9 protein-coding genes are annotated in these 12,270 nt (G+C 45.8%); 4 read left to right on the top strand and 5 right to left on the bottom strand.

Annotated features, from left to right (window positions below; all coding sequences use genetic code 11):
* Positions 1-111 precede the first annotated feature (111 nt).
* Both K7R10_RS01970 and K7R10_RS01965 read right to left on the bottom strand, forming a co-directional pair.
* On the bottom strand, positions 112-1,536 hold the full coding sequence (locus K7R10_RS01970; protein WP_224483006.1) for an L-serine ammonia-lyase: 1,425 nt from the start codon (positions 1,534-1,536) through the stop codon (positions 112-114).
* A 211-nt stretch (positions 1,537-1,747) separates the two neighbouring features.
* Positions 1,748-2,752: an alcohol dehydrogenase gene (locus K7R10_RS01965; RefSeq protein ID WP_224483005.1), complete on the bottom strand. Its 1,005-nt coding sequence runs from the start codon at positions 2,750-2,752 to the stop codon at positions 1,748-1,750.
* Between the two features lie 288 nt (positions 2,753-3,040).
* Between K7R10_RS01965 and dnaK the strand changes: the two genes are divergently transcribed.
* On the top strand, positions 3,041-4,969 hold the full coding sequence (gene dnaK, locus K7R10_RS01960; protein WP_224483004.1) for a molecular chaperone DnaK: 1,929 nt from the start codon (positions 3,041-3,043) through the stop codon (positions 4,967-4,969).
* 157 nt (positions 4,970-5,126) lie between these two features.
* Here dnaK and K7R10_RS01955 read toward each other — a convergent pair whose 3' ends face one another.
* Positions 5,127-5,630, bottom strand: a complete 504-nt coding sequence (locus tag K7R10_RS01955; protein WP_224483003.1) for a nicotinate-nucleotide adenylyltransferase — start codon at positions 5,628-5,630, stop codon at positions 5,127-5,129.
* Positions 5,631-5,800: 170 nt separating this feature from the next.
* A complete protein-coding gene (locus tag K7R10_RS01950; RefSeq protein WP_224483002.1) occupies positions 5,801-6,349 on the bottom strand; it encodes a GNAT family N-acetyltransferase in 549 nt (182 codons plus the stop codon).
* A gap of 39 nt (positions 6,350-6,388) precedes the next feature.
* On the opposite strand from K7R10_RS01950, the gene K7R10_RS01945 reads away from it, so the two are divergent.
* From K7R10_RS01945 to menD, 3 genes are all read left to right on the top strand, one after another.
* Positions 6,389-6,814, top strand: a complete 426-nt coding sequence (locus K7R10_RS01945) for a hotdog fold thioesterase (protein ID WP_224483001.1) — start codon at positions 6,389-6,391, stop codon at positions 6,812-6,814.
* An 11-nt stretch (positions 6,815-6,825) separates the two neighbouring features.
* The gene (locus K7R10_RS01940; protein ID WP_224483000.1) at positions 6,826-7,899 is read left to right on the top strand and encodes a chorismate-binding protein; all 1,074 of its coding nucleotides are present in this window, start codon (positions 6,826-6,828) and stop codon (positions 7,897-7,899) included.
* A 61-nt stretch (positions 7,900-7,960) separates the two neighbouring features.
* Complete coding sequence (menD, locus tag K7R10_RS01935) at positions 7,961-9,739, top strand: 2-succinyl-5-enolpyruvyl-6-hydroxy-3-cyclohexene-1-carboxylate synthase (RefSeq protein WP_224482999.1); 1,779 nt, start codon at positions 7,961-7,963, stop codon at positions 9,737-9,739.
* 85 nt (positions 9,740-9,824) lie between these two features.
* Here menD and K7R10_RS01930 read toward each other — a convergent pair whose 3' ends face one another.
* Entirely contained in the window at positions 9,825-12,245 is a 2,421-nt protein-coding gene (locus K7R10_RS01930) for a glucosidase family protein (protein WP_224482998.1), read from the bottom strand.
* Positions 12,246-12,270 lie beyond the last annotated feature (25 nt).

The following is a 12,270-nucleotide window of genomic DNA, read 5'->3' as shown; positions in this document are numbered from 1 at the left end:
TACTAATACATTTTAAAGAAACGCCCCAAAGTTCTGTGCTTGTAACTTTTCAATGGTAAGAGGTAGAAAGGATCTCTTATCACCGCAACACCGAATCCCTGCATCCCCGTATTAACAATCACTCAGGTGAACCCCAACTGCGAGACCACCCTCAGAGGTTTCTTTGTATTTTGAGTTCATGTCTTTTGCGGTCTCCCACATGGTATTCACAACTTTATCGAGGGGAACCTTAGCATGTGAAGGATCGGATTCCATCGCCAGCTCTGCTGCGTTTATAGCCTTTATGGCACCCATCGAATTTCTTTCGATGCAAGGCACCTGTACCAGTCCGCCGATAGGGTCACAAGTAAGTCCCAGGTGGTGTTCCATAGCTATCTCGGCGGCCATCAGTACCTGTTCGGGAGTTCCTCCCAGAAGTTCTGTAAGCGCTCCGGCAGCCATGGCCGAGGAAACGCCTATTTCTGCCTGGCACCCGCCCATGGCGGCTGAGATGGTAGCACCTTTTTTGAAAATACTTCCTATTTCACTGGCCACCATCAGAAATTGCTTTATATGAGAAAAGTCTGCTTCGTGATTTTCTATTACCATGTAGTACATCAACACAGCCGGAATAACACCCGCGCTCCCGTTGGTAGGAGCGGTTACAACCCTTCCGAGAGAAGCATTTACCTCATTAACGCTGAGAGAAAAACAGCTTACCCATTTGAGGATTTGCCGGAATTTCACCTCTGTTTTTCTTATGGTTTGAAGCCATTCTTCCGGACCGTCGTAGGGAAGGTCGCCTTTGAGCTTATGATGCATGTCAAAAGCACGACGTCTTACATTGAGTCCGCCGGGTAAGGTTCCTTCGGTATGACATCCCAGATACATTGACTCCAGCATGGTATTCCAGATTCGCTTCAGCTCACGATCGATCGCTTCGTCGCTTCTTAGTGATCTCTCGTTGGTGAGTACGATCTCAGATATGGGTTTTTGCTCTTCCCTGCAGACCTCCAGCAATTCCGTTCCGTTTTGAATGGGATAGGGGAATGTCTTAAAGACCGCGATATTTTCTTTGGCATTTTCACGCTCTTCCTTTACAACGAAGCCTCCTCCGATGGAATAATAGGTCTCGGTCTGTACCGAGCCATCTTTCAACAGGGCTTCAAACTTCATTCCGTTGGCATGGAAGGGTAAAAAATCACGGTGAAAAACGATATCTTCCTTAAAACTGAAAGGAATGAGTTTTTCTCCTGAAAGTGACAGGGTTTGATCGTTCTTTATGGTTGTAACCAGGTCGTTGATATCTTCAACCGGGTAATATTCAGGGTCACAACCCGACAGTCCGAGAAGAATAGCCAGGTCTGTGGCGTGACCTTTTCCCGTTAATGAAAGGGAACCATAGACGTGAGCCCTGACAGACTGAACCTGTTCGAACAATCCTTCTTCCTTTATTTCCTTAAGCCATCGTTCGGCGGCACGCCAGGGTCCGAGAGTATGGGAGCTGCTGGGGCCGATCCCGATCTTAAGCATATCAAATACACTGATGCACTCCATTTTCGAAATCGTTATAGATGGCCGCAAATATAGTATTTCTAAATACGATGCAAACCGGTGAGGGATAAATTATTGGGTAGGGGGGTATGAGGGTATGAGGGTATGGGGGTATGGGGGGAAATAGGGAAGTGGGGAGTTACGTGAATAAACCTATGCTTACAGTTCACCACTCACCACTCACCACTCACCACTCACCACTCACCACTCCCCATCATGGCACAATAACCACTCTGAAACGCGCTTCGTTGTTGATCATCCGGTCGTAAGCCTCTCCGGCTTTATCAAGTGTGAATTCTTCGATCATGGGAAGGGAATTGGTCATGGCGCTGAAACGAAGGGTGTCTTCTGAATCAATGGCTGTTCCGCTGGGCCATCCGCTGATGGACTTTCTGCCCATGATAAGCTGGAAACTCGAAACCTTGATAGGGTCAGGGGAAGCAGCAAGGGTCAGCAGGTCGCCGTTGATGCCCAAACCATCTATCACACTGCTTATCGCGTCGGGATAAGGGGCTGTGGCTACGATCAATCGTGCCCCACCCAGTTTTTTCAGCTCTTCTGCCGCGTCTGAGTTCTCCGTATTTATAAAGTGGTGGGCACCCAGTTCTTTGGCCAGCTCTTTTTTCGAATCTGAAGTGGAGATGGCGACGGTACGCATTCCCATTTTATGGGCATATTGTATGGCCAGGTGACCAAGTCCTCCGATACCCTGCACCGCCACGAGGTCACCTGCTTTTATTCCCGAGTGGCGCATTCCGTTAAAGACGGTTATTCCGGCACAAAGCAATGGTGCCGCCTCTGCCGGTTTTAAAGATTCCGGTACCATGGCGAGCGCCTCCTGCGGAGCGGTGAGGTATTCAGCATAGCCGCCGTCGTAAGAGATTCCGCAGACTTTGGCATTCTGACAATTGACAAAATCACCCCTTCTACAGGGCTCACACTCAAAACAGTGACCACCGTGCCAGCCGACACCTACCCGTTGTCCCTTCTTCCAGCCGGTGACATCACTCCCGGTCTCTTCAATAATACCGATCACCTCATGACCAGGGGTGCGGGGGTATTCCAGACCCGGAAACCCACCTTCCTTTACGAACATATCGCTATGGCAGACCCCGCAGGCTTCTACTTTGATTAGTACTTCGTCAGATTTGGGTTGGGGAGTATCGATATCAACGATTTTAAAATCTCCTCCTGCTTCATGTATTTGTGCTGCTTTCATATACTGTTTCAAATTTTTGGTTTCCCTTAAAGTTACAGAATTCAACCGGCTAAGAAATTAATAAGCTGTTAAAATGACCTCCGGATGAAGGCTAACAGGTATGATGAGTTACTGCAGGTGATATTAATGTCAGGAAGATGCATTTCGTTGATAATCTTACGTCAACGGGGTAGTGGAATAGGTTCTTCGTCAGAGAATCTGACAGCTTGTCATATTTTGTTTAGTGGCATAAAGATTGACTCAGTTAGATCGAGAGAAAACAATTTTGAACACTATAATAAAATTAGCATGAGTAAAATTATCGGAATTGATTTAGGTACTACCAACTCCTGTGTTTCTGTAATGGAGGGGAACGAACCGGTAGTTATTCCTAATGCAGAGGGAAAAAGAACAACACCATCTGTGATAGCATTCGTAGAAGGTGGAGAAATAAAGGTTGGTGATCCTGCCAAGCGCCAGGCGGTAACCAATCCTAATAAGACCATTTATTCCATCAAGCGTTTTATGGGGAACAAATACTCTGAAGTAGAGAAAGAGGCGCAGCGTGTTCCTTATAAAGTGGTAAAAGGTGATAATGACACCGCAAGGGTGGAGATCGACGGCCGTATGTATACGCCTCAGGAGCTTTCAGCCATGATTCTTCAGAAGATGAAGAAGACCGCTGAAGAGTATCTCGGACAGGATGTTTCGCAGGCAGTGATTACCGTACCGGCTTACTTTAATGACTCTCAGCGTCAGGCAACCAAAGAGGCCGGAGAGATCGCCGGATTGAAAGTGGAGCGTATTATCAACGAGCCTACCGCAGCTGCGCTGGCTTATGGTCTTGATAAAAAAGGTGAAGATCAGAAGATCGTGGTATTTGACTTTGGTGGAGGTACCCATGACGTTTCTATTCTTGAACTGGGAGACGGCGTATTTGAAGTACTTTCTACAGACGGAGACACCCACCTGGGAGGTGATGATGTAGATGAAAAGATCATCGACTGGCTGGCCGATGAGTTCCAGAAGGAAGAGGAGATCGACCTTAGAAAGGATCCTATGGCATTACAGCGTTTGAAAGAAGCTGCTGAGAAAGCAAAAATCGAGCTTTCTTCTTCCAGCCAGACAGAGATCAATTTGCCATACGTTACAGCAACCGCTTCAGGTCCCAAGCACCTGGTAAGATCATTGAGCCGTTCTAAATTCGAGCAGCTTATCAGTGACCTGGTAGAGAGAACCATCAAGCCTTGTGAGACGGCTCTTAAGAGTGCCGGACTTTCTAAAAGCGATATAGACGAGATCATTCTCGTAGGTGGATCGACCAGGATACCAGCTGTACAGGAAGCAGTTGAAAAATTCTTTGGTAAGAAACCTTCTAAAGGAGTGAATCCTGATGAGGTAGTAGCTATCGGTGCTGCTATTCAGGGTGGTGTTCTTACAGGAGACGTTAAAGACGTATTGCTTCTTGATGTAACCCCGCTTTCGTTAGGTATTGAAACCATGGGAGGTGTAATGACCAAGCTTATAGAGGCCAATACCACTATCCCTACCAAGAAGTCACAGGTATTCTCCACAGCGGCAGATAATCAGCCTTCGGTTGAGATCCACGTACTTCAGGGTGAACGTCCGATGGCAGCAGATAACAAAACCATCGGTAGATTCCACCTTGACGGAATTCCGCCTGCACCAAGGGGAGTTCCTCAGATCGAAGTGACCTTTGATATCGACGCGAATGGTATTATCAACGTATCTGCAAAAGATAAAGGCACCAATAAAGAGCAAAAGATCCGTATCGAGGCTTCTTCTGGATTGACCGAAGAGGAAATCGAAAAAATGAAGAAGGAAGCCGAGGCCAATGCCGAAGCAGACCAAAAAGCCAAAGAGCGTGTTGAAAAGCTCAACGAGGCCGATTCGATGATCTTCCAGACAGAAAAGCAGCTGAAGGAATTCGGTGATAAGCTTTCTGCCGATAAGAAAAAGCCTATCGAAGATGCTCTTGAAGAATTGAAAAAAGCTCACGAGTCTCAGGACCTTGACAAGGTGCAGCCTGCACTTGATAAGATCAACGAGGCCTGGAAGCAAGCTTCAGAAGAAATGTACAAAGCCCAGGCAGAAGCTCAGGGTGGTGCAGCAGGAGCCGGGGGAGATGCCGGATCCGGAGCCACCGGAGGCAGTGACCAGGGTGGAGGAAAAGAAGGTGAAGACGTTCAGGACGTCGACTTTGAAGAGGTGAAATAATCCTTCTGAAAAACCTTCAATGAATAAAAAAAAGCCATTCCTAAAACGGGAATGGCTTTTTTCATTCCGTAACCTTCCTGTAACCGGTTCTGAGTATAAAAGAAAAACCCGGGTTTCCCCGGGCATTTCCTGACATAAACCTCCGGTTAAAAGGTTTTTACATAAAATTACCCTGATCATCTACTTTGACCCTTAGGACCTGGTCACCATTTACCAGTTTCACACTGTAATCTTTTCTGCCTACACCCTTTTTAGTATGGTAGGTGACCCGGTAAATATTCTCAGTCATTTCCCAGCCCGGAAATCGCTCTAAAAGGGCTTTTCTGGAAGGGTTCGGGAGACTAACATTTTTGAATTTTTCGATGGTTCTTACCAGATTGCCGTCTTTGTCATAGGCTGCGACCACCTTACCATCAGGAATGAAAAAATTTACGGTGTATGTTTCATATTCATCACTGTAAATATCAGAGCTTTTTAAATCGTATCGGGCGACTTTTTCTTCCAGTAATCTTACTGGTACTGCTGCTTCTGCAGAACCTACATCTTTTAGGTACTTGTAATTCATAGCAGACACTTCAACCGCAGATAATTCAACTACGTCCTGCGCAACGATTGGGCTGGTCAGACCCAAAATAAGAAGGACCATAATGATTTTTTTCATGACTTCTTGTATTTTAAGTTGCCGACAGAAGGTAGTCACTATCCTAATTAAATGCTATGATATTTATCATGTAAGACACTGTTTAACAGTTGATTGTGATATAATAAGACAATGACGAAAAAAACAGAATTTTTTCAAAAAAGTGACTGGAAAAAGTTGAGAAGGTGTGTCTAACTGATGGTCCATTCTTCTTTCAGAAGACCGTAACAGCAGGTGTTCCTTTTATAGCCATCAGACAGGTAAATATCTTTACGCAGTATACCTTCAAGTTTTACGCCCAGTTTTTCGAGTGCTCTTCTGGAACGAAGATTTCTTTCATCGACCCTGAATTCGATCTTTTCCATTCGCATTTCTCCAAAAGCATAGTTGATCATAAGCTCCTTTACCGCTTTGTTCAGACCGGTACCCCTGAATTCCTGACCCAGCCATGTCCAGCCAATATGAAGTTTGCGTTGTTTGAGATCGATATGACCAAAACGGGTGGAACCGGCAACTTTGCCTGAGCGTTTGTCTAAAATGATAAAAGGAAGGGCCTTGTCCTGGTTGGCTTCCTCAAGAGCTTCTGTCACATAGGCGCGAAGTTTGCTGAAAGTGGAAATATCTGAAGGAGAATATTTTAAAATTTCTTTTTCACCTGCTATGGGAAGGAGGTATTTAAAATTGCTCATGGTCAGTGGTTCCAGTCTGGCGATCTGATTTTCCAGCCGGGGTATCTTCATTGGGTCCTCTTTTGTATTTTTACGCTAAAATTAGGTAATATGGCCTTTGAAAAGGAAAAAATTTTAGCTCGTTGCAAGGAGATCTCCAAAAATACCCTGATGGAAACTCTTGAAATCGAGTACTGTGATCTTGGAGATGACTGGCTGCTTGCCAGGATGCCCGTAAATTCCAGGGTGCATCAACCCGATGGGGTGCTGCATGGTGGCGCCACTGTCGCTTTGGCAGAAAGCACCGGGAGCGCTGCTTCGCTCATCTTTATGGATACGCATAACTTCTTTGTCAGAGGTATTGAGATCGCTGCCAATCATGTAAGATCGGTTCGGGAAGGATACGTTTATGCAAAAGCCAGTATCTTACATAAGGGAAGAACGACCCAGTTATGGGAGATCAGGGTTACCGATGAGGAAGACAGGCTTATCTCGCTGTGCAAGCTTACCACTATCACCTTGAGTACAAATAAATAGAAATTCTTTCTGTGGGATCAGAGTGGCAGCACATACAGAACATCAGCGATAAGGGGTACCCTTTTGTGGTCTATTCCGTTCCGGGGTCAAGTGAGTTCAGGGCTTTTTATCAGACCGATCTTAAAACCCACACGACGTCTGATCTCAACGTTTCCGGATTCGTCATGGCTCCCTTCAGTCAAGGCAGACCGATGATTTATATTCCTGCTGAACATCAATTGAGTTTTTCATCCACAGACTTGCCGGAACAGACCGGATCGAACACGATTAACTTAGAGGTTGTTACCGATCTTTCTGCACAAAAAGAAGCACATATGTTTTTGGTGAAAAGAGCGATTGATCAGATCAGAAATTCTGAACTTAAAAAAGTGGTCGTTTCCAGGCGAATCGACTTCCGCTCAGATGAGGTAGCTCCTTTACAGCTCTTTCAAAGACTGAGAACAGCATACCCGGCAGCCATGGTATATTGCTGGTATCACCCCCAAACGGGTTACTGGATGGGAGCCACCCCCGAAACTCTTATGAATATAGAGGGTAACAAAATCACTACCATGTCGCTGGCCGGCACACAGACATTTAATGGCACCGAGAAAGTACATTGGGGAAACAAGGAAATTGAAGAACAGGCCCTGGTTACCGAGGCTATACTCGAGGCTCTGAAACCTTTTGCCGATAGTCCTGAAAAGGATGAGGTAGCCACGGTCAGAGCCGGGAATCTTCTGCACCTGAGAACCATGGTGAGTGCCCGGTTCGATCCGCACCGGGTTAGCCCGGGGGAGCTTGCCCGGGCCTTACATCCGACTCCGGCCGTGGGAGGGCTTCCCGCAAAAGCCGCTGTTGACTTTCTGGATCGGCATGAGAATTATGATCGTTCATACTACACGGGCTACTTCGGAGAAATCAATCTCGGTGAAAACGAGAATCGCAAGAGCAGGTTGTTTGTTAATTTGCGCTGCTGCTGTTATCGTGATGGCTTGCTGAGCCTGTATGCCGGCGGGGGGATAACACAGGATTCTGACCCCGAAAGGGAATGGCAGGAAACCGAAAACAAAGCTGAAACCATTTTGAGGGTTCTCAGGCAATGAGTTATTTCGGCAAAGGCGATAACTTTATGTATTTTTACTGAAAAATTGCCGTGTATCTAGCATGAAGTATACTGAAATTCCCCTGGCACATACCATAGTCGATCTTTGTAAGCAAAACGGAGTCAGGCATATAGTAATATCTCCGGGAAGCCGCAACGCTCCCCTAACCATCGGTTTCACAGAAGACCCCTGGTTTGCTACCTATAGTATCGTAGATGAAAGAAGCGCTGCCTTTTTTGCCCTGGGGCTCTCCCAGCAATTAAAAGAGCCGGCGGCGGTTGTCTGTACCTCAGGTTCTGCCCTTTTGAATTATTATCCGGCAGTTTCAGAAGCTTTTTACAGCGACATCCCTTTAGTGGTTATCTCTGCCGATCGTCCGCCATATCGTATCGACATCGGCGACGGGCAAACCATCAGGCAGGATAATATCTTTCACAGGCATATATTGTATTCCGGTAACCTGAAGCAGGATCTCCGGGATAATGATCCGAATATCATAAGAGACCAGGATAGCGTTCCGCCTTTGTTACAGCTGGCAAGAAATAAACCTTCATTACAGTCTGAGATACAGCATTACAACGAGGTAACCATCAATGAGGCTTTGAGTACAGCAGTACATGGTAAGGGCCCTGTGCATTTGAATGCACCCTTTGAAGAACCCCTTTATAACCGGAGCGATCATCCGGTTGTACAACCAAAAAGAGTGGTTAAAAGCGAAGAGACCTACCAACTTGGCGAAAGTGAATGGGATGAATTGGTTACCACCTGGAACGGAGCTCAACGAAAGATGGTTCTGGTAGGGGTGAACAGTCCTGATTCCATTCCCTTCGAAGTTTTGGAGCAGCTTGCAAAAGATGAATCGGTCATTGTTCTAACCGAAACGACCTCGAACCTGCATCACAGGGATTTTTTCCCATTTATAGACAAATTAATAGCTCCCCTTGATAAACTTGAAGATGCCGAAAGCTTTTATCAACGCTTGCAGCCCGAGGTACTGCTCACTTTTGGCGGGATGATCGTTTCAAAGAAGATCAAGGCATTTTTAAGGAAATATCAACCGGAACACCATTGGCATATCGACGAAAAAAGGGCCTTTGATACCTTTTTTTGCCTGAGCCGCCATATCAGGTTACACCCTTCAATGTTTTTGGAAAAATTTCTTAAGAAGACAGAAAATAGTGCTTCCGGTTACCAATCTTTCTGGGAGAAGATAAGGGAACAAAGAACCAGCTTCCACAAAAAATATGTGGAAAGCATTCCGTTCTCTGACTTCAAAGCCTATGAGCATATTTTAAAGGGAATTCCCGATGAATACCATCTCCAGCTTAGCAATAGTTCTACGATACGATACGCACAGTTGTTCCGCATAAGTGAAACCATTAAGGTCTTTTGCAATCGTGGTACCAGCGGTATAGACGGTAGTACCAGTACGGCAGTGGGAGCAGCATGGAAGGCTGAAACTCCTACCGTTTTGATAAGTGGTGATCTTAGTTTCTTTTATGATTCGAACGGGTTGTGGAATAATTATCTGCGTTCTGATTTTCGCATAGTGATCATCAACAACAGCGGAGGGGGGATCTTCAGGATCCTTCCGGGAGATAAAAGTTCTGAAAATTTCGAAACCTACTTCGAAACCACTCATGATCTTACTGCAGAAGGACTTTGCCAAACCTTTAATATCGATTATCACAGGGCAGATACCCTGGAGGAGTTGCAGGAACATCAACAGGAATTCTATGTGGAATCAGACCGACCCAAGTTGCTTGAAATTTTTACTCCTCGCACTGAAAACGACAAGATATTGATGCAGTATTTCACCTATCTGGCCAACAATCAGTAAGGTTGCCCTGTCACAGAAAGTTTAAATGAGATAGCCCGGGGTATATCAGTTTTCATAGGAGGCCTCTGAAAAGATCCTTGCGCTTTCAGAGATTATTTTCGGCTGCGCTGCTACTTTGCTTGTTTTTTCTTTGATACCTGATTTTGATCAACTCGCTTTTGGAGCTCAAAAGAGTTACCCCATCACCTGATGATTTGATTCGCACATCTCCTTCCAGTACTTCTGCTGAAGATGAAATGTTGTCATTCTCTATATCAATGTTCCAGGGTAGTTCCTGAGAGATAATCAGCGTCTCCCATTTATCATCCCGTTCCATATGAATATTGAGAGTGTTATCAGAAATGCGAATATTTTCTAATGTTGCATCAGGCCATGATGAGGGGAACATGGGAGAAATACGCACCCTCTTCTCAGAAGCCATGGGATCCACCCCAAAGAACTGACCGATCAAAGGTTTGGCATAGCCGTAGATATTCCATGCCTGAGCGATCATCCCGTAATCAGGTGATACCTCGTACAAGCTTCCCGGAAGCGCATAACTGAAAGATCGTGTCATTCGTTTGAGGTAATCAAGGGCTTCATCGGGTCTGCCATAATTATTTTCTGCGATCGCCTGCACCCCGGTAGGGAGGGTCATGACTGCTCCGGTATATGAAAAGACCTTGCTTCCGGCAAAGGAACCGTCGTCGTTTTCTGAACTTTCATCACGATCGATACCGGTAACAAACACTCCAAAAGGATTGGTATAGCGCCGGGCCGTGTTCAGACCTTTTATCGCCTTGGCCGAATCAGCCAAGCCGACCTCCATAGGCGTGTTTACCACCCAGTTGTGATGTACCACAAAAGGCCTCGAACCCTCTTGCGGATTTTCTTCGATGAAGTTTTTAGTAGCCTTAAGTTCCTCTACCGCCCACGGCTTATCAAGGGTGTCTGCTCTTACAATAGCATCTTCGATTAGCTTCAGAGCCTGGGAATCCTTCCCTATAAAATCGGCATAGGATTCGAATTTTTCAGACCAGAATTTCTCGTTGATGAGGGCACCCAGTTTCACTGCTTTTTCGTGGTATTCTGCAGAGAGCAGGCTGTCGTTCATGACTTTTGCCATCTCAGAAGCATCGGCAAATGCTTTTTGAGTATAGGAAGCCACATCGATCATTTCACTGTCAAGACCATGTATTTCCATCATTCCGAATCCGTCTGGAAAAAGATTTCCATCGAGATCTGTTTCCGTCATCAGCCATTCCAGTCCGCTTTTAACGGTAGGGTAGTAAGCCTCCAGAAATTCCCTGTCACCGTTCCACTTGTAAATTTCCCAAATGAGAGATGCGAATTGCGGGGTTTCGTTGATGTTCCCCTCATTGAATACAGCGCCATTAGTGGAAACCTCATGAACGATCTTCCCATTTCCATTCACAGCGTTCGATATACTGTCAAGCAGGGCTATGGTCTTGTAAACCGGATCATCCTGGCCGATCATCATATATCCCTTAAGCGCATATTCGCTGTCAACTCCAAACCACCATGGGTAATCGGGAATTCCGGCTGTTATTCCGGTGCCGATCTCAGGAACGGATTGCACCAGCCAGTCGCTGTTGTATTTCAGCCATCGGAACGCTTCTTCTATATCTTTGTCAGGAATGGTTAATCTGCTTCTTTCCGCCAGGCTCTCATATCGGTCGCGTTTGCTTTTTAAATGCCTGAACCAATTTTTACGGATATCATCATAGGTCTTCCGGGCTTCCTGTTCATTGAGATATGAACCGGCAATAAAAAAATTGATTTTCTTCGATTCTCTGGGCTCCATATCGAGTTGATATGTAAGTATTGCGGTCTTTCCCTTACCCGGCAGGGTATTCTGCAGGGTATCTGAATGACGCAGCCTGGTGTCTGACCCTGCAAGAACGAACCAGGGATTCTCTGAGTCTTTTATCAGTACCGGTCCCTCTTCATGACCCGGTTGTACCAGGTCATCGGTATCGATCATTCCCGTACGTTCTCCAAGCCAGGTAGGCCTTAGATCTGAATGAATGGTAAACAGAAATTCAAGTTTTCTTGAGGTGTCAGATTCATTTTCCAATATGTACTGTACGAACATGCCCTGGCGATCATCCGGCACAAATTGCCATCTTTGAGCCCTGATCGACTCTGAGGAAGGGTAATAATGCCGGTTTGCAAAGGGATAGTTGACAAAGGTTTCAGCCCGGTTTAAATTAACGGTATCACCGTTTTCCACCCAAGAGGCTGTAAATCCATCGAGCAACTTGACCGGATGGTTCCACACGCCTCCCATTTCATCTTTGACGTGCCATCCCAGCGGTGGAAAACTACCATCCTGGTGCCCTACCGAATACAATCTGTTCCCCGCCGTAACATAAGGTGATTGCAGATAAGCTTCTTTGCCTTTTAAAGACTCGGTCTCATCAAAAATGGAATCAACAGAAAACCGTGGCTCTTTATTACAGGAAAGTAGTACGACAGAGAGTATGAATACAGTAAGGAACTTCATTTTAAATCAGGTTTAGGAAGATAAA

It is taken from the genome of Robertkochia aurantiaca, assembly GCF_020166495.1.
GTDB lineage: Bacteria > Bacteroidota > Bacteroidia > Flavobacteriales > Flavobacteriaceae > Robertkochia > Robertkochia aurantiaca.
The sequence above is the reverse complement of the archived record's forward strand: the minus strand, read 5'-3'. Positions and strand labels throughout refer to the sequence as shown.